We start from the raw sequence: 20,410 nt of genomic DNA, 5'->3' as shown, positions 1-20,410 counted from the left end.
GTTTTAGGCTGGTAATGTTTTAAGCTGGCAACGTTTTAAACCTCATAAAGTGAAACACCGGAAACCTCTTTATCTTTCCTGCCCGGGAAGCGCATCTCGATACAGGTAAATGCATTTTCATAGCTGTAGATAGAACCTCCATATTTTTCACCGTATAATAACCGGATTCGATTAAATACATTAGCAATCCCAACCTGACGGAAGCCTAATTTATCATGCCTTTGTATTTCTTTCTCGAGCTTCTCGATGGTTTCCTTAGAGATTCCCTTCCCGTTATCGATGACCTGGATAATAACAAACTCTTCCTCCCGGTATGCTTTAATATTAATGACACCGCCCTTTTCCATATCTACAATTCCGTGAATAATGGAGTTTTCAACGATTGGCTGAATAATCAGCTTTGGCAGATGATACAGCCAGATTTCCTCTTCTACATCCCATAAGATTTCAAACTGATTCCGGAATTTAAAATTTTCTATCTTAATAAAATTTTCAATATACTCATATTCCTCCCACAAAGTAACATATTCATTCCGGTTATTGAGGACACTGCGCAGAAGTTCTGAGAGTGCACTGGATACTTCTTCAATTTCAGTTTCCTGTCTCATATGGGCAACATGCTGTATGCTTGCCAGGGTATTATAGAGAAAGTGGGGCTGAATCTGTGCCTCCAGGGCATTAAGCTGAGCCTCACGTTTTCCCTCCTCTTTTTCCTGGACTTCTTTAATTAACATGTTGATTTGATCCATCATTTGATTAAAGCGATTGGTAACTTTACCGATTTCATCCTCGGACTGGACAACTGCCCGGATTGTTAAATCGCCCTCTTCTACTTTTTTCATACTGTTATGAAGCAGCTGAATATCCTTACAGATTTCTGCGGATAAGAATTTAGATATCACAAAGATTACCAGAATGGAAAGCACCATGATAACCGCAAAAATAATCCGTAATTTGTTGGCATCCTTGGTCAGTCTGTCAATTGGTATGAGACTGATTGTCTTGCCAATATCACTGGATTTATATTCAAGGTAGTAATAATCCCGGCCCTTTAGGTTAATAATGGTCTGATTATTATGATACAAAGCGCTGACCTCTTTTTCATTGTCCGGATTAAGCAGGGCGGCATTTTTTTGATAAAACAAGTTTCCCTCCGTTGAAAAGATGAAAAAATCAACGTCCTTTAATACTTCCGTATCATAAATATCGATGATGCTGTCATAATCCATCCACACAATTACAACACCGTAACATTTCTGTTTATACAAGATCGGTCTGCATAGTACGATACCCTTTTCATTATCATCATTTAATACATAGACTTTTAATTTATTTTCCTTCACCGTTTCCTGATACCACCGTTTATCAATATCTTTTAAATACAAGCTGGTTCCGTCCGAGGTAAAGATACCGTTTTTATCCGTAATAATTGAGATATATTTGACATATTCCTCATTGGATATTAATCCGGAGAGGTAACTTCCAATCATTTTCTTTTCCTGATAAGCTTCATAGGAGGCCTCTTTGCTTGGCTTTTTTAGAACCGGGGAAATAACCTGGCGGTCCATAGCTACCGTCAGACAAAGTCGCTTCGCATTATTGAGCATATCTGTGAATTCACTGTCGGAAAAGGAGATGTATTGATTCATATACTGCTTGGCGGTATTCATAACGTTTTTCATGGTCTGCTGGTAAAAAGCAAGAAAGGATATTAATACCACACTGCTTGCTATAATGATACAGATTACTTGAATCTTTGATTGGATACTTAAATCTTTTATGCGCTTCTTCATGAGTATCTCCTTTGGCGGAATAAGGACTTGTTAAAATCTAATAACGTAATTTATTATTTTCTACATTTTATTATACGATTTGACTTAATACAAGTTTTTTAACAATACCGGGTAAAACAAAAAAGGAACTATGCAACAGTTTCGTCTGTCTGAGCACAGTTCCTTTTCATTCCATTAAATCCTTATCTTCCTGATTCTATCTTCCGAGAGTGTTAAGATTGTAGCTTTTAAAATTCTGGCAGCTCACAAAAGGAATTACATACATCACTACGTATAAACTTTTTCTACTCGATTTCATATATTTATTATAATTATATTTATGAGGTTTAATATGATAATTCATGTCGTTCAATCTGACGATACCGTTCAGTCAATAGCAGAATATTACGGAATATCCGCAGATCAGCTTATACAAGATAACGGACTTATCTCTGATAATTTAGTAGTCGGTCAATCTATAGTTATACCAGAACCAGAAACTATTTATACAGTAAAGGAGGGAGACACTTTATTAAATATCGCTAATAGTTATAATGTTTCAGTAATTCAATTATTAGCTAACAATCCTTACCTTTCGGATAGAGAGTATTTATATCCAGGTGATACTATTGTTATTAGTTACATCAGAAAAAGATTACTAACAACACATGGAAATACTGTCCCTACCATTAATAAAACTACGTTAAGAAAAACTTTACCATATCTAACATACATTTCTGTTTTGAACTATACTGCTACAAATTCAGGAGAAATAATATCATACTATGACGATACAGATATCATACAGATATCAAAATCTTATGGTGTAGCCCCACTTATGTTATTGACTACATTAACCATTCAAGGTAAAGCAAATTTAGTAGTGGATACGAGCATACTTTTAAACGAAGACTTCCAAAATAGACAGATTGAAAATATATTAACGATTTTAAAATCAAAAGGATATTACGGCTTAAATCTTTCATTACAATACATTAATTTAGCTAATATCCAGCTATATGAAGATTATTTTACAAAGGTAACAAACAGGTTGAACAGCGAAGGATATCAAGTATTTGTTACAATTAACCCCAATATCAATCTGGTAAATAACGAAGTAACCTTTCAAAAAGTAGATTATTCCATTATTAACAGATTAGCACAAAATATAATATTTACAAGTTATGAATGGGCGTTTAGCATTAATCCACCCTCACCGATTACCTCTGTTTATCAAACAGAAGTGTTTTTGGAGTATGTACTTAATTATATTTCGGCTGACAAATTAATTATAGGAATAGCAACACTGGGCTATGACTGGGAGTTGCCTTATGTAGCCGGTATTTCTAACGTAAATCTTATCTCGTTTGATAACGTTAATGATTTTGCAAAAGAATATGAAGCAACTATACAATTTGATGATGTGTCTCAAACCCCTTATTTTATTTATACTACAAATGAATTTGTAAATCATGTTGTATGGTTTATTAATTCCCGAACCATTAATGCTATATTAGATCTGGTATCAAAATATAATCTTAAAGGGATAAGTATATGGAATATAACTGTTTTTAATCCTCAATTATGGTTAATTGTTAATTCTCAATATGAAATTGAAAAAGTTATTGTTTAAATATTCGTATTTTAAATAGCTAGAAAATGACAAGCGAAACACCTAAATGTTAAATGACAGTGCTTTTATGTTCTTTCCCATACTGTTATAATTACTCCAGAACCTACGGAATATTGCTGAAAATTCTGTAAAAACAGAATAAAAAATAAGGCACTGGACTACCTAATTTAATAGGAATGATCCAGTACCTAATCTTTTACTACAGAAACTCTGAGATGTGCAGAAAACCTATGTTTTACTGCATTAGCTGGGCTACAAGGATTCGAACCTTGAGATGCTGGAGTCAGAGTCCAGTGCCTTACCGTTTGGCGATAGCCCATCAATATATAATTGCTTTGTGGCTCTAAGTACTAGCTGTTCGTCAGCCACGAATGATATTATAACTCATGTAAAAGCAGATTTCAAGTAAAATTTTTAAAAATTTTGAAATAATTTCAACAACTTCCATTTATCAAATTTTTGGTTGGGTAAAATACCAATATTTCACTATAATAAGCATATTTGAAGATCAAAAAATACTGAAATAAAATACTTCGTTTAGAATGCATACGCCTGCCATACAATTTCCACCATTACCTGAACTATAAGCCGGTTAAAATTTAAGTTGAATTTATTAAAAGTAAATGCTACTATTATCCCATAGGAAAATGCCATGGAGTATGTTTATTGGCAGCCGTATCGCAAGAGAACTTGCGATACGCAGTGGGTATATAGTTGAAAGAAATATAACATTTGAAAGGATGCCATACATTACGGTTCTTTCAACCTGTTTTGTATGTGGCAGTAATCGCAAGGAAACCTGCGATATGCAAAGGGAGTATATATGAAAAAGAGTTTAAGAAACAATTTAATAGATACCTTTAAAGCTTTTGATAGTAATAAAACATCAGATAGCAGCGATGCTATCACCGAAGCAGCGGCTAGCAGTGAAGTAACTGCTGCCGATCGAATACTGGAACCCCTTAATCCAACAGATACCGGAATTGTTACCGCTGCAAATTTAAATACTGATATCTTTAAAGCACCCGGGATTCCTGATACTGATGCTGGGGAAAACGCGTCTGGTGATTCCATTGATTCCTTCACACCCGCAGATATTCAAAATGTCCTTCTTGCTCTTAAATCATTTGATCCAGCGGCTGCCACGCAAAGCCCTGTGCCATCCGCTTCTGGGCAATCACCTTCTGGACAATCACCTGCTGAGCCGCCCCGAACCGCGGCTTCAAGCCTTAGCAGTGACCTTATGGATGAAGCTATCTCTACCAATGTGGTAACGGGTGAATTACTTAAACCTTATACCAGACAAGCCATGTATTATGAAACAGATCAGATGGGAGTAATCCATCACTCCAATTATATCCGCTGGTTTGAGGAGTCCAGGACTTATTTTCTGGAGCAAATCGGCTTAAGTTATGATCGATTAGAGGAAGACGGCATATTAATCCCCGTTCTTAGTGTGACCTGCCAGTATAAGTCCTCCGTACACTTTAATGATAAAGTAATCATTTTACCAAAAATCACTAGCTTTAACGGCTTTAAAATGAATATCCGGTACTATATCCTGGATGCACAGACCCACTCCTTAAAAGCCTCCGGCGAATCGGAACATTGTTTTGTGAATAAGGAATTTAAACCGATTAATATAAAGAAAAATTTTAAAGAAGTATACGATATTCTTGTATCCTGGATCAATTAATTAAAAAACGCATTGTCTGACTTTTCTGCCAGATGATGCGTTTTTTAAGCACTCTATATGCTGTTTGTCCCCTTTTCAACAAGAATCAAAAAAGCCGTCACTGATCTCCTCTTAAACTTGCAAAGGTATTATATACATCCAAAATTCCATAACCCCATTCTTTGTTTGGGTATGTATTATTAGGGTCTCTTCTGGCTCCACGAATCAACAGGTTCTTAATTTCCACACTGTCAAGCAAGGAATAATAACCGGTGGCAATGCCCCACTCCAATAACATAGCCGCTACCCCCGCTGTATGGGCTGCAGCCAGGCTGGTTCCCGAGGCAGTGGTGTAGGTGTTCCCAGGTGCCGGTACTACCAGATTGACCCCAGGTGCTGCAAGATTCGGGTTAATCGTATCTATTCTGGTATACCCTCTGCTTGCATTCAAATATAAACTATTATTAGTGTAATCATATGCCGTTACTACAATCGGAACAACCGAATTACCAGGAGAAGTTACTGTATAATCCGGACTTGGCTGAACAAAATAAACTTCACTGGCCAAAAAACTTTCAATCGGAAGCCAGATATTAAAGGTCGAATTCAGATCCCCTGCCGAATAAACCCGAAAACGCCATATTCCTTCCGTAGGGTTAACAAACCGCATCAGAATCAGTTCATCCCCTGTCTGCTGCTCCAATAAGACATAATCCACATTAATGACGGTCTCTTCAAATATAAACCGGATTACTCTTGTCTCACCGATTCTTGCCGGTATTCTTGGTATATATTCTCCGGTAGGGGAAAGTATATCTATCGAAAATGTACCCGGTGAGTCCCCCCATAACTCCATAGTAAATCCGGGATTATTAGGTCCCACCCGTAACTCTATGGTCTGAGACTGCTGTCCCCCTCGTTCAATGACTCCTCTGAAATGGTGTCCCGTATTTCCTTCATTTCCTGCTGCGATTACAATTGCTATCCCTTCCTGATCCCCCATAAGAGAGAGGTAACTGCTTAAAGCTCCCCGCCCATCATGGGAACCCTGTGAAGATTCTAAGCCGATACAAATAGCAATGGGCCGGTTTAGTTCCTTTGCTGCTTCAATTAAATACCGGACTCCAAACATAATATCCGATTCCTGATAGCTCACTGCACTTTCCGGTACCAGAAAAAATTCCTGGACAAAACGTTTTGATTGTTTTAGTTTGACCACTATTATCTCAGAGGATGGTACCACTCCTGAAAAATTATTCTCAAGACTTGGATTCCCTGCTGTTATCCCTGCTAAATAAGTACCATGCCCAATTTCGTCAACAGATGGTACGATGGATCTTGGATCTGGATTGGCAAGTGCTACATTAATTTCCTCCCTGGTATATTCCGTCCCGTAATAATAGGTTGCCGGTGACGGACCTGTCTGTATTGTCTGGTCCCAAATTGAAATTATTCTTGATGTTCCGTCTGCATTAATAAATGCCGGATGGGTATAATCTATGCCAGTATCTACAAATCCAACTAAAACCCCCTGCCCTCTCAGATCAAAGTTTGGTATATTCCGCAGTCTTGTTATGCCGGATGCTTCTAAGCTGCCAGTATCGGCTAATCCGTATAAATTGGGATAAACACTGTATCCAATCGTCTGTACCAGGTTGTTTGGCAATTGATTAATTGGAGCATATACGATAGCATAGGTATCGTTAATTATATTAGAACAGCTATTTGGAATATTGGTAAGTTCCTCCGGGAACCTGCGATATTCGATCATTAAATCCGCATAATCTTCACTATAAATCCGTTCACCGCAATCTTGATCCAAGATCATTCATCCTTTAAATATCAATTTAATTTATATATATGATTGGGAACCGCTAATATTCTAACTTCCGGTTCTTAATTTGAATTATAACACGCTTCAAGCCTTAAAATTTCATACTGTTCATAAGAGCTTTATACCAATAAATATGCCGGCAGTAAGAGCAGTATATCGTTGCTGCAACTGCTAATAATAATCAGAGGCTCTTTTCCTTCACCCCTTTTTACTGTAATATCTTGATACTACGTTAATATTTTGTAAATTAGCACTTACCACATTGTAACCAAATCCTGCCCATGCTATAATAAAGAAAAAACTAGGAAGGGCGGGGAGCTTTTTTAAATGAAGTTAAATTATAAGCGGACCTTTTTTATCGGATTTGCCTTTATGTCCATATGTGCTTTCTGGCAGCTGTATGACAATCTGATACCTTTGATTTTATCTAATACCTTTGGTCTGGGAGAATCAATGACCGGAGCGATTATGGCCTTAGATAATGTTTTAGCCCTGTTTCTACTGCCTCTGTTTGGTGCTTTGTCTGATAAAACCCATACCAGGCTTGGAAAACGTACTCCATTTATAATTCTAGGAACGATTTTTGCAGTTATTTTCATGATTATTATCCCGGTTGCCGATCAATTGGGCAGTTTTGTATTATTTTTTATTTCCCTGGGAGTGGTTTTAGTTGCAATGGGAGCATATCGCTCTCCGGCTGTGGCACTGATGCCGGATGTAACACCTAAACCTTTACGAAGCAGTGCCAATTCCATCATTAATTTAATGGGAACTTTAGGTGCCATATTTACTTTGATCATGTCAAGTATATTAATCCCCAAAGTAAATCATCCTAATTACATACCGATATATATAACCGTTGCAATCCTTATGATTGTAGCTGTTTCCTTGCTGGTTATCACAATTCGGGAAAATGAACTGGTGAAAGAAAATGAGAAAATTAATTCAGACTATTTGGAACCGGAACAGGAAGTTTCCCTTTCTCCGGCAGGCGCTTTACCCAGGGAAGTAAAACGCAGTCTGATATTCATACTTGCTTCCGTATTCTTATGGTTTACGGCTTATAATGCTGTTACCACTGCCTTTACTAGATATGCGGATAAAGTCTGGGGTCTTCAGGGCGGCAGTTTCGCCAATACCCTTTTAGTGGCAACTGGAGCAGCTACCTTAAGTTATCTGCCGATCGGCTTTCTATCAGGCAGGTTTGGTCGAAAGAAGACTGTCCTTGGTGGCATACTACTGATGACCCTGTCCTATTTCTCCGGCTTTTGGTTTACTTCCTTTTCCCCCGGAGTCTTCGTAATATTTGCTTTTACCGGCATCGGCTGGGCTGCCATTAATGTTAATTCCTATCCCATGGTAGTAGAGATGAGCCGGGGATCCGAGGTAGGCAAATATACCGGACTATATTATACCTTTTCCATGTCGGCACAGATATTTACTCCTATCCTGTCAGGTATTTTACTGGAGCATATATCTTACCGGACACTTTTTCCTTACTCCTTTTGTTTTTCCATACTTTCTTTTTGTACCATGCTCTGCGTAAAACATGGTGATTCCAAACCGGCTAAAAAAAGGAGTGCCCTGGAACACTTTGACGTAGACGATTAAACCTGGCAGCAATGTGACTACTTTGGAGGATACTATGTGGTTTTATATTACATTTGCAATTATTGTTCTGATTCTGGTTTTATATTTACTGGCTATTATGCCAAAGGTCAGGGGCAGGCACGACCTGACCCGCTGGCGGAGAAAGTATTATGCCCACCGGGGACTTCATCAACACCAAAACGAAGCACCTGAGAATTCCATGGCTGCCTTTTCACTCGCTGTCAGCCATAAATATGGGATTGAAATGGATGTTCAGCTTTCAAAGGATAAAATTCCTGTGGTTTTTCATGATTATAATTTGAAACGGGTATGTGGTGTGGATAAAAAGGTCAGGGAACTGACCTTTGCAGAATTACAGGAACTGACCTTATATCAATCCAAGGAACGGATACCTTCCTTACAGTCTGTACTGGATATGGTAAATGGTCAGGTTCCCCTGATTATAGAATTTAAGGTGGAACTTCACGATACTTCCGTATGCAGCATAACGGCTCCTATGTTAGACCGCTATAACGGACTGTACTGTATAGAATCCTTTAATCCGCTGGTATTGTTCTGGTATAAAAAGAGACGTCCGGAGATTATGCGGGGGCAATTGGCAAGTAATCTAATTAAGGATAAAGAGGTAGGAAGTGCCATATTGTATTTTATTTTGCAGAATATGATGCTTAATTTTATAACAAAACCAGATTTTATCTCCTATAACTATATTCACCGTAATATGATTTCCTTTAAACTATGCCGCAACTTATACAGAATCCCTGCCTTTGCCTGGACCATAAAGAGCCAGGAGGGCTTAAATGAAAGCCGGAACTGTTTCGATTATTTTATTTTTGATCATTTTATGCCTCAGGAATAAGTGGGAAAAATAAACAGAATGACATAACTAAGAAATAACTTAAAATAATCATTTTAAAATAGACTTTTTTTGAATGATCTTTGTTAACCAGTCGTTATAATAGTTTCTGTTAATAGCTTTGATAATAGCATTTGTTATATTATCTTCTGCTAACATAACCTTTTAATACTCTATAATAATAACCTATAAAATCCAAGTTGCTCCCTTCTGATACCAATGACAGGTATAGAGAAGGAGCATAAAGTGGATTTTTTTTAAAATAAATCTAAGAATATTTGATTCGTGTGCAATAAGTTTATTTTGAGTTTTGAATGAACACAAGCGTATTCATCACAAGCGTATTCATCACAAGCGTATTCATCACGAGCGTATTCATAAAATACACGTCAAGAGACTTTCTGATACTCAAATCATATTTATGATTCATGAAATTTACCTAGAAATGCTTTCGTTCTTTCATTATCAGAATTAAATAAATCTGCCGGTGTGGTATCTTCCACAATTACTCCCTGATCCATAAAAATCATGCGGTCGGATATCTCTCTGGCAAAATCCATTTCATGGGTTACTATAATCATCGTCATATTAAGGCTGGTCAGAGAGCGGATAACCTTTAAGACTTCCCCTGTAAGTTCCGGGTCCAGTGCAGAAGTAGGCTCATCAAAAAACAAGATCTTCGGTTTTAATGCCAGTGCTCTGGCTATTGATACCCTCTGGGATTGTCCGCCGGATAACTGGTAAGGATATGCCTTTGCTTTGTCTTTTAAACCGAGCTGTTCCAGTAAGCCATAAGCAGTTTTCTCTGCCTCATCTTTGGGAATCCCTGCGGCAAAAACCGGTGCTTCTGTAATATTTCGCAGCACATCATAGTGAGGAAATAAGTTGAAATTCTGAAATACAAGACCAGTTTTCATCCTGATTTTCTTTAATATATCCTCACCAGCATATATACTTTTACCATTAACGGTAGACACCATTGTATCGCCATCCACTATAATTTCGCCGGAATCAACTGTCTCTAAACGGTTCAGACACCGTAACAGAGTCGATTTACCGGAACCAGAGGAACCAATTATGGAGATAATCTCACCGTTATCCGCACTTAAAGATATATCTTTTAAAACTTGTAATTTATCAAAACTCTTTTCCAAATTTTTAACTTCTAATATACTCATGAAAAGCCTCCACTTATCGATAATAACTCATTTTGTTCTCCGCTATGGAACAACATTTTGATACCACGCTATTCATGGCTAAATAAAAGGCTCCTGCCATAATTAAAGGAATCAGGGAACCCACCCGGGACATGGTATCTGTTGCCAGATCATAGATTTCGCCGACACCGATAACACTGACTAACGCCGTATCCTTTACCAGTGTCATAAATTCATTACTCATAGGAGGCAGAATTCTTTTGATAACCTGAGGCAGGATAATCTTAAAAAAAGTCTGTTGCTTGCTGAAACCTAACACGGTGGCTGCCTCATATTGCCCCCTTGGCATGGATTCAATCCCGGAGCGGTAAATCTCAGCAAAATAAGCCGCATAATTAATCGACATTGCAACAATAGCGGCCCAGAATCTGGGAAGGGTATTTCCAAACACAAAATGCGGAAAATAAAAGAAGAAAAATAACTGTAGAATTAGTGGTGTCCCTCTCATAATTAACAGGTAAAACCGGACCGGACCACTGATTAGGATATGTCCTGACATTCTTCCAAAGGATACAAGCAAGCCAAGCGGCAGCCCAAAAACCAGAGTAAGTACAAATATTTTTATGGTAACAAGAGACGCAGCCCCCATTATTTTAAGTAGTTCAAGAAGTGTTTCCTGAGACATAGTTATCCTCCTTATGTTAAATCAAATACCTTACTATTATAGCACACTTTACTGCATTAGTGAAGTAATATATCATTACAATAAAATGTTTTGGAGCTATACTTATATCTTTTAGTCTATTAATCTACTTTCCTTCTGACCTTCTTACTTATCCAATTTTGCTTTTGTCCTACTTCTTATGACCACTTTTTACTGACCACTTTTTTACTAACTGCAAATCTTTAGAGCATTTATCTTTGGACACTTATAAAAGTACATAATAAAAATCTGACCATATTTTCATGCATGTTACACAAAAATGGTCAGACTTTTATATTTTATCTAAAAATATGAGGGAAACAGCTTAATAAACAGGCGTATTGCTTTTAAATACTGCTTTTAATGATTTTATTTAGCTTTTCATGATTTGATTTACTTTTCATGATTTGATTTACTTTTTATGTTTTGATCTAGCTTTTATGATTTGATCTAGCTTTTTATGATTTGATCTAGCTTTTTATGATTTGATCTAGCTTTTTATGGTTTAGCTTTTTATGATTTAGCTTTTTATGATTTATTCATAGCAACTTAATTATTCATATTGTAAAGTCGATTACTTTTTCATTGCATCTTTCTATTTTTTATTCTTAATCTACCAATTCTATACTACTATTTTTCCTGATTACTTTACTGTAGTAAGGTCTTTGCCAAACCAGGTTTCACTGATTTTAGCCAAAGTGCCGTCCGCTGCCATTTCTTTTAGATGTTTTTCTACTTCCTTGCAAAGTGATTTATCACCTTTTCTAAAACCTACCACATAATCTTCATTGGCAAGAGTTTCATCAAGAACTTTATAGGTGCCAGCCTCTTTTTCCGTATAATAGCGGGCAACCACCTCATCCATTACTACGGCATCAGAACCGGATACTTTCAGGTCTAAAAGTGCCTGTACATTATCATCTACCTTAACCAGATCTTTTAATGAATCTTTAAATTCCTTGTTCGCATCGATGGCATCTGATGCAGTAGAGCCATTTTGGATTACTACAGTTTTACCTGCTAAGTCTTTCAAGGTATTGATGCTGCTATCAGCCAGAACAACGGCTACCTGGGTATTCTTCATATATGGCATCGTCAGCGTCATGGATTTTGCACGGTCTTCATTATAGGTCATACCATTCCAGATACAGTCAATATTTTTCGTAGAAAGCTCAAGTTCTTTGGCATCCCAGCTAATTGGCTGAATTTTAAGTTCGACCCCCATACGTTTGCAGACTTCCCTCGCAACATCAATATCAAAACCGACGATTTCCTGATTATCATCTTTAAAACCCATAGGAGGGAATGCGTCATCCAGTCCTAATATCAGGTTCCCTTTTGCTATAATATCCTCCAGAGATGTATCCGCACTGTCTTTCTTAGAACAACCTGCTGCCAAAATAAGAAGAAACATTGTCATAACAAGCAACTTAACAATTTTTTTCATTTCATTAACCTCCATAATTCAGCATAATTATCTGAATAATTATACTGCCCTTTTTAATAAGCATACATAATAGTAGCATACGGCTATGACCATGTCAATAAAATATTTTGTTAAGGTAGCACTTTACCATGTTAAATTATTTGTTTTTCTCACATTCATTATAACATACCAATTATTATTCTTCTTTTTATTATTCTTTTTCTTATCCTATTCTTTTTCTAATTCTAATTCTTTTTCTTATTCTGATAATCAAGATTATTATATACTATTAACTTCAAAAAGACGCGTTGAGTGCTATTGTAAAAGCTTTTTTCGTCATCCCCTTAACCTTATCTTCCATCCATACGTATTAGTTACGCATTTGGTACCGGATATTTGATTAGCTCTGTTAGTAATTCGTCCAGGTCAATTTGGGCTGCGGCAATATATTTATCCCCGGCACCATAATATACCTTTAGCTGACCGTTAAACACATACGCACCTTCCGGAAAAACGACATTGTTTACATCTCCGAATAATTCATATTCTTCCTCTGGTTCCAGAATCGGATAAGGTAAACGTGCAATAAGCTTTGACGGATTCTTTCGGTCAAGGAGCGCCGCTCCCCCACGGTATACTCCCTTATCATCTACTGCGTGATATAATAACAGCCATCCTTTTTCGGTTTTTATAGGAGGTGTACTTCCGCCAATCTTTCTCTTTTCCCAATCATACTCACTTTTCATAATAACGGAACGATCAATTCTATCCTCATAACCGGTCCAGGCATCTTTTGATAATAACTCCTCAATACTCTCAAAATAATCCAATTGTATATTAGGTGAAATCCGATGCATATAAGCAATTTTTCCATTCATCCTTTCAGGAAATATAAATGCATCCTTATCATAACCAAAATGATCGATAACACCAAGTTTATTATATTGTATAAAATCTGTTGTTTTCGCAATAGAAACTCTTGCCTTTACCCCATCATAAGCGGTATAAAAAATATAGCAGCATCCTTCAAATTCAACAATCCTTGGGTCTTCACAGCCTTTTACTTCTACTGGGAGCGTAGGAAAAATTACTTTTTTATTTGAATCATATAAAATCTTATTATCCAGATCAAGCTTTGCATATCCAATAGAAGAGATATAGTTTGCACCATCTTTTATGTCACTATTGGTAGCTCTGTATAACATATGTACGATTCCGTCTTTAAAATATACGCCGGGATTAAACCGGGCAAAACATCCTAACTGATCTTTCAGGGGACTCATTACAATTCCTGTTTTCTTTAATTTAACCATGTTAATTACCCTTGCACTTACAATATTTATAAGTAAACTGCCAAATACTAATTGGAAGAGGCGGCAGAAGCATATCCTTTACTTTGTATTTCTTCCAACATATCAAAATTTATAAAAATTAAGTATATAACAAATCACCTTCAAAAAGTATAAAACCAAATAGCCTGACTTACCAGACTTAAGCCCTGACGTGCTGTCACATCAGTGACACCTTCCTCAAAGCACCAGGGGCACGGAGTACCTTTTTATTTACAGGGCTATCGCGAGAATGTTCCGGGTAAATAAAAAAGTGTCTTCGACACATCAGCTCCCCTAGCCCCTCATTCATGAGGGGAATCTGGGGGTTTCTTTTTTTGTCATTCTGCTTCATAATAGTCATATGAATATATTACAGAAGATTTTCACTGACAATTATGAAATAATTAAATATTCTCTTCATCCTCGTCATGTTGTTATGGAAAACATTGAAAAGATGATTAACTGCGGCGATCCTTCCTTTGGTGGTGCCATGTACGGCTGTTCCCATTGCGGTGAACTTAAATTCGTTCCTTTCCGCTGTCACTCCAAGTTTTGCCCTACCTGTGGCAGCAAATACTCCAACGATCGTTCTACCACGATATCTTTTAAGTTAATTCGTTGCACTCACCGCCACTGTGTTTTTACTATTGACGAAGAACTTCGTCACTTCTTTTTGGAAGACCGTTCCCTTCTTAACTGTCTTTTCCAGGCGGTCCGTAGCGTTGTTCTTGAACTGTTCCACAAGATGAACAAAAGTAAGAACTATGTTCCCGGTTTTGTCTGTGTTCTACATACTTTTGGCCGTCCTCTTGAATGGAATCCTCACATTCACTGTCTACTTACCGAAGGTGGATTCTCCGATGATGGATTCTGGCGTGTTGTAAAACATTTTAATTACTCTTATTTTAGAAAAGCTTTTCAGACCGCTCTTCTTAATGAAATGGAGAAGCATATCGGTCCATCTTTCAAAAAAACCAAGGCCGCCATCTACAAGAAAGATAAAAATGGTTTCTATGTTTACGCAAAACCAAATCTTTGTGACCCTAATACCGTTGTAAAATATATCAGTCGCTATCTTAGTCGTCCTGTTATTGCTACTTCAAGAATTGACTCCTACGATGGTGAAAATGTAACTTTTCATTATAACAAACATGAGGATAATTCTTATGTTCAGAAAACAATTCCTGTGTTAGATTTTATTAAGCTTCTTATCCAACACATCCCTGAAAGGAACTTTAAGATGACACGCTATTATGGTCTTTATGCTCGTCATCGCGAGTTAGATAAAAGCCTTACCAAAGCTGTACCCAAATCCAAACACAAGATAATTCTGGATTTTAATAAATGGCGTAACCTTATTCTTTTGTCCTTTGGTTACGATCCCTTGAAATGTCAAAAGTGCAATCATACCATGGAGTTTCTGGAACTCTACTATAACCACAAACGTGTATCTCTAGTTGAACTTTACGAAAGGGCAATGGCAAAGTTTCACTGCCGCTCCAGCGGTAAAGCTACTTGATTTTCTATCCCATCTGGTCCATACTTAAATCATTCTAAGATGGGAGGCACTACTAATGGATCCAAAACAACTAGAGGAACTCAGACAAAACTATATCAAAAATCCTCCAGAAGGAATGACAGCTAAGCTTGTTCGGAACATGACTGATTCTGATCTGCTCGACATGCATTATTTTCTTACCGAGGATGATGACCTTGATGAGGACGAATTTGAAGAGGGTTTTTATATCTTCTAGCAATCTCGTCTGTTTCCTATGCCCGCTTATAGCGGGCATATTTAATACACAGGTTCTCTGGAGGAGAACTTTCCTAATAAAGAACAAAGAGTCTGGCTCGCCAGACTCTAGCGCTGACGCGCTGTCACGACAGTGACAATCTTCCTTAAGTGCGTCATGCGCATCCTGCCTGGAAGGCTTTTTTATTGCATAGGTAAGTTCGAAGAAGTTTCCTATGCAATAAAAAACAGGTACTTCTATAAAATTTCGTTTATAAAAGTACCTGTAAAACAATTTGGTAATTGTGAAACTCTACTATTGTATCTAATATACCATGCAATTTATACAATTTCAGAGCTGAATCTTGCCCAGAGGGCAACTGAAGCTATGAAATTCGTATTAATTGTAGCGTATATTCAGAAAACTAAATAGTTTCGCAATTATCAACTGTAAAACAGTAAAAGAGAGGTAAACTTTTAATCGGTCTGCTATAATCAGGTGATTGTATTACTTATTTGCAGCATCATAATCTTCCATCCACTTAACATATTCCGCATTCATTGCCTCAGCTGCCGGGAAATAAGTATTATTCAGAAAATCTTCAAATGTGGCAAGATCTATTTCCCCGACGATATATTGAACTTCAAGTTCCGATAATTTTGTTACCAAATCCGGATTATCTGCCGAGAAGGTAGTCACTAAAGGAGCTTTAATGTTTGGAATTTTATTTGCGGTTACCGATGCCTGCATTGCATTAAAATCAGTATAGTATTTGTCCAGACGTTCTTTCGTTGTAGCATTTTCTACAACTGCGGCGGCACCTTCCTTCGCATAGGTAAATGTAAAATAAGAACTTGTAATACTGTTTAAAGCCGCAGTCTGCTCTTCCGTTCTGTCAACCATTCTGGTTTTATAGTCATAAGAATTATAGTGTTCTCCCTGCTTTCCTAAGGACATTAATGCAAATCCTTCTTCTGACATTGCGTAATCAATCACTTCTAAGCATTTATCAACATCGGCATCTGCAGATATCATCCAGGCTCCCCACATAGACGGAGTTAAATAGCAGTTTCTCTCCCCTTTATCATTGGCCATAGCGCCGATATAGGTAAATCTCTCTACTGCGTCCGGAGCATCTTTTAAGAGTCTTAGTACTCCGACCTGATGTGCAACGGTCATACCAACTGTATTGGCTACTACTTTCTCTACATCAACATTATATTCGTTAGTGAAAAACTCCGGATCAAAAGATCCGTCCGCATAAAGGTCACGTAAATAGTTTAAGTAAGGAATATATCCGCTTTTCTTCTGCTGGATTTTATATTGACCATCCGTATCTTTTACCCCATCCGTTACCCCAAATGAGTACTTAAGGGGAGCAACATCTGCTGAGGTATAGGTAAGTCCATAGGTATCTTTTTTACCGTTTTGATCCGGATCATTATAAGTAAATTGATGTGCTACTTCCTTTAATTCCTGCAGGTTAGTAGGTGCCTTTAACCCTAAATTATCAAGCCACTTCTGATTGATAATAAAACCCCAGTAATTATCAACGTTACATTTAGGAATCGCGTGAATTTTACCTGTTTTCGTAGATCGTATGGCAGGCCAATAATCTTCCGGCACCGTTGCCATAATATTGGGATAATTCTGAATTTTATCATCCAGTTCTGCTAATAACCCATCTCCTGCCCATTGTTCATAGTTCGTATCTGCTCCTCCCCAGTTATATATGATATCCGGTACATTACCGGCTGCCATGGCAATCTGGAGTTTCTCATTGTAGTTATTAATCGGAGGAGCTTCATATTCAATTTCTACATTCAACTTATCTTCTAATTCTTTTAGTATAGGGTTGTCTTCTACGATAACCTCTGCATTGACTCTATTCAGGATATGAATCTTTACAGGTTTAACGGATTCTTCCTTCTGACTGTCTTTGTCTTTATTTTCTTCCCCTGTTACCGCATCGGTTTCTTTTACCTTCTCTGTTTTTTGGCATCCTGTAAACATGGCTATGGTCATTGCCATAATGCAGACTGTTGCAGTCAACTTTTTAAACCAAACTTTTTTCATAGATAATACCTCCATAGTTTTTTTACAGCGCAGTTAAAATACACTCTCGCCATATTTTAACGTTTACCCCGTTTTCTTTCACATGCCAAATTATATTTTCCCGGGTCTTTAAAGTAAATGACAATGATGATTCCTCATAACAAAACAATTCCCAAATACTGCCTTTATGCATTATTGCTATTGCTGCGCATTTCTCTAAATTGTCCGGGTGTGATTCCTTCCAGATTCTTAAATACCTTAATAAAATAGTGGGCATAGGTAAATCCGGTGCGGTGGGCAACTTCTTCCACGGTTAACATAGGGTCAGCTAATAACTCCTTAGCCTGGGAGATTTTTTTCATATTGACATAGTCATTAAAACTGTAGGAGGTTTCTTCTTTAATTAATTTTGCCAGGTAGTTCCGGTTCATATTAAACTGATAGGATATGGAATTTAGATTGAAATCATTTTCCGTTAAATTAGCATCGATATACTCGATTATGGCCTCATTGATGATACTCTCATTATTTGTGTTTTTCTTGGCAATCTCAGAACAGATGGATTGTGTAAAATTCAGTAAAATATCGTGAATCTGGCTCCTGTTATGAATATTTTTCATATCGGAGGAGCCGGTGGTTTTAATTGAGATGGGCAGTGAAGAAATACGGGTCAGTATTTCATTCTGCAATTGATACACGTAGTTTTTTATCTGGATATCCGTTAGTAAACCTTCATCCTCTAAGATATGTTTCAAAAACTTTCTGGTATAAAAAATACAGCCTTCCGTATTCTTGACCAGAAGATTATTAATTAACTGTTTCTCTAATTCTACGGGATAAATAATAGGTGTTTTCTTTTCCAGAAACTGACGGTAACTAATAATATGATCTGTCATAGAAAGCTTGTACTGCTGTATTTCATCACATTCCATATAGGCAATGGATAACAGTGCAGGATCTGTGATACCGGAACTGACTGCAATATAAACCTGCTGGTAATATTTATCATTCAGCTTTTGGTAAAGCTGGCGCACATAGATATTAGTAAACTGTTCCATGGCGGAAAAATTATTATAATTGACAATCACCGCAACCCGGCTGCCAAAGATGGAGATGTGTTTTAACATATAATTTCCAGAAGGCATCTGTAATTCTTCCATTATTGAAGCCACTGTTTTATAGATCTCCAGCTGATTATCATTGACATCAATTAACAAAAGACTATAATCGTCATGCTTAAAATATTTTTCCATAATGGAGGTCATTTGAAGGGATTTATTTTTCTCATGACACGCACCGGTTAAGAAATCCCGCATTAGTTTGTCATTGTAATCCGTCAGGACTTCTTTAATCGGTTTTGTGGTATAGCACATTATGATATAAGCGATGATAATCGCAGCACCAAATAACAGGAGTATTATAATAAGTAAAAAGTAGTTATTAAACATTTTATTAAAATTGTAGGAGAAGGGCATCTGCACATAAAAATAACTGTTAAGTGAAGAGGAGTAGGTAACCGCCTCCATAATCCCAACCTTTTCATTCATAACTGACCAGATATTACTGTTGGGAAACGCTTTGCTGATTTCATCTTGCTTTTCCTCTATATTCTTATTCAAGTCCTCGAAATCTTTTGATATGATTATGTTATGATTCTCGTCATATACGTAAAGCTGAATCTCCTTATCCCCGGTATTGCGTCTCATAACATCTTTATACAGCATACCCATGTCAATATTGATACTTAACACATATCTTTCATTGGTATAATCAGGTTTTAGCGGTACAATGAGGGAGTATACCAATACATTGCCTTTAATTAAATGGGGCGAAACTGTGGAAAGATATTTGGAGTCAACCGCTTTTGCAACCTCCTGATCGAAGAATTTTTCTTTTGTGAAACAATTTCCCCTCTTCGAATCAAAAAAGATCCCCTCTTCTTCCGAATATAAATAGACGGAATGTATGTATTGATTTCCCATTACCATTTGTTTTAATTCATCATATAAGTCTAGATAATTGGCAACTTTTAAGTTTCGCTCCCGGACTAAATCCCCGAATTCACTATCATAAATTGCAAGCTTATTCACCTGCTCTGAGATCTGCTGTATGATTAAATCAAAGGAAGAGCTGATCTGACCGGTCAGATTTTTATTCGCCTGCTCCATCTGCTTGATATAAACACTTCGCATCATACTGTTAAACAGGATAATTCCTGATATTAATATAACCAGTAAAATCCCTGAAATTAAAATGATAAAATACTTCCGAATTCTCTTTTCCATAAACATCTCCTCCGACATCCTGCCTTAAGCGCATCATCGCTGTAGTCTTGCTAACCAGACTCCAGCGATGATGCACTGCCCCTTCAGTGCTAATCTGCCTTTGTGCTTTTTTTACTCTTCTGCCTGTTTCAGCTTCTCATTACAAATAAATTCAGAGGAAATCACCAGTGCAAAAATAACGAATCCACCCGATAAATGACCTATATTCAGTATAAAAGTGTGCTAGGTATTATTCAATAACATAAAAAAATACCATAACAATTTTGCATGACAAATTAATGCTATACGATATCAATTTCATTTTTATGTCACTGGTGACAATTCCTAATGATTCTGTTA

General features: G+C 37.0%; 14 protein-coding genes and 1 tRNA gene. 6 read left to right on the top strand and 9 right to left on the bottom strand.

The annotated features are described in order from the left end of the window. Positions 1-35: 35 nt before the first annotated feature. The gene (locus QA584_RS02980; RefSeq protein ID WP_278273016.1) at positions 36-1,793 is read right to left on the bottom strand and encodes a sensor histidine kinase; all 1,758 of its coding nucleotides are present in this window, start codon (positions 1,791-1,793) and stop codon (positions 36-38) included. A gap of 331 nt (positions 1,794-2,124) precedes the next feature. Between QA584_RS02980 and QA584_RS02975 the strand changes: the two genes are divergently transcribed. Beyond that, positions 2,125-3,405, top strand: coding sequence for a LysM peptidoglycan-binding domain-containing protein (locus QA584_RS02975; protein WP_278273015.1), 1,281 nt, complete (start codon positions 2,125-2,127; stop codon positions 3,403-3,405). A 247-nt stretch (positions 3,406-3,652) separates the two neighbouring features. On the opposite strand, the gene QA584_RS02970 is transcribed toward QA584_RS02975, so the two are convergent. Beyond that, positions 3,653-3,724, bottom strand: a tRNA-Gln gene (locus QA584_RS02970). Between the two features lie 504 nt (positions 3,725-4,228). On the opposite strand from QA584_RS02970, the gene QA584_RS02965 reads away from it, so the two are divergent. After that, on the top strand, positions 4,229-5,101 hold the full coding sequence (locus QA584_RS02965) for a YbgC/FadM family acyl-CoA thioesterase (protein ID WP_278273014.1): 873 nt from the start codon (positions 4,229-4,231) through the stop codon (positions 5,099-5,101). A gap of 97 nt (positions 5,102-5,198) precedes the next feature. Here QA584_RS02965 and QA584_RS02960 read toward each other — a convergent pair whose 3' ends face one another. Then, positions 5,199-6,902 carry a S8 family peptidase gene (locus QA584_RS02960; protein ID WP_278273013.1) on the bottom strand — a complete coding sequence of 568 codons (1,704 nt, stop codon included), beginning with the start codon at positions 6,900-6,902 and terminating at the stop codon, positions 5,199-5,201. Positions 6,903-7,241: 339 nt separating this feature from the next. Here QA584_RS02960 and QA584_RS02955 point away from each other — a divergent pair, with 339 nt between their 5' ends. Further along, complete coding sequence (locus QA584_RS02955; protein ID WP_278273012.1) at positions 7,242-8,525, top strand: MFS transporter; 1,284 nt, start codon at positions 7,242-7,244, stop codon at positions 8,523-8,525. A 34-nt stretch (positions 8,526-8,559) separates the two neighbouring features. After that, the gene (locus tag QA584_RS02950) at positions 8,560-9,384 is read left to right on the top strand and encodes a glycerophosphodiester phosphodiesterase family protein (RefSeq protein WP_278273011.1); all 825 of its coding nucleotides are present in this window, start codon (positions 8,560-8,562) and stop codon (positions 9,382-9,384) included. Positions 9,385-9,800: 416 nt separating this feature from the next. Here the strand turns inward: QA584_RS02950 and QA584_RS02945 are convergent, their stop codons facing one another. From QA584_RS02945 to QA584_RS02930, 4 genes are all read right to left on the bottom strand, one after another. Continuing rightward, positions 9,801-10,559, bottom strand: a complete 759-nt coding sequence (locus tag QA584_RS02945) for an amino acid ABC transporter ATP-binding protein (RefSeq protein WP_278273010.1) — start codon at positions 10,557-10,559, stop codon at positions 9,801-9,803. A gap of 13 nt (positions 10,560-10,572) precedes the next feature. Further along, the gene (locus QA584_RS02940; protein WP_278273009.1) at positions 10,573-11,223 is read right to left on the bottom strand and encodes an amino acid ABC transporter permease; all 651 of its coding nucleotides are present in this window, start codon (positions 11,221-11,223) and stop codon (positions 10,573-10,575) included. Between the two features lie 661 nt (positions 11,224-11,884). Next, positions 11,885-12,688: an amino acid ABC transporter substrate-binding protein gene (locus QA584_RS02935; RefSeq protein ID WP_278273008.1), complete on the bottom strand. Its 804-nt coding sequence runs from the start codon at positions 12,686-12,688 to the stop codon at positions 11,885-11,887. A gap of 353 nt (positions 12,689-13,041) precedes the next feature. After that, positions 13,042-13,980 (bottom strand): glycosidase, encoded by a 939-nt coding sequence (locus QA584_RS02930; RefSeq protein ID WP_278273007.1) that lies wholly within the window; start codon positions 13,978-13,980, stop codon positions 13,042-13,044. Between the two features lie 379 nt (positions 13,981-14,359). Here QA584_RS02930 and QA584_RS02925 point away from each other — a divergent pair, with 379 nt between their 5' ends. Both QA584_RS02925 and QA584_RS02920 read left to right on the top strand, forming a co-directional pair. Further along, positions 14,360-15,517 (top strand): IS91 family transposase, encoded by a 1,158-nt coding sequence (locus tag QA584_RS02925; RefSeq protein ID WP_331487824.1) that lies wholly within the window; start codon positions 14,360-14,362, stop codon positions 15,515-15,517. Between the two features lie 55 nt (positions 15,518-15,572). Next, the gene (locus tag QA584_RS02920; protein WP_278271644.1) at positions 15,573-15,752 is read left to right on the top strand and encodes a hypothetical protein; all 180 of its coding nucleotides are present in this window, start codon (positions 15,573-15,575) and stop codon (positions 15,750-15,752) included. Positions 15,753-16,238: 486 nt separating this feature from the next. On the opposite strand, the gene QA584_RS02915 is transcribed toward QA584_RS02920, so the two are convergent. Continuing rightward, positions 16,239-17,807: an extracellular solute-binding protein gene (locus QA584_RS02915; RefSeq protein WP_278273005.1), complete on the bottom strand. Its 1,569-nt coding sequence runs from the start codon at positions 17,805-17,807 to the stop codon at positions 16,239-16,241. A gap of 164 nt (positions 17,808-17,971) precedes the next feature. Next, entirely contained in the window at positions 17,972-20,071 is a 2,100-nt protein-coding gene (locus tag QA584_RS02910) for an AraC family transcriptional regulator (RefSeq protein WP_278273004.1), read from the bottom strand. Positions 20,072-20,410 lie beyond the last annotated feature (339 nt).

Source organism: Anaerocolumna sp. AGMB13025 (assembly GCF_029689925.1).
Classification (GTDB): domain Bacteria; phylum Bacillota; class Clostridia; order Lachnospirales; family Lachnospiraceae; genus Anaerocolumna.
The sequence above is the reverse complement of the archived record's forward strand: the minus strand, read 5'-3'. Positions and strand labels throughout refer to the sequence as shown.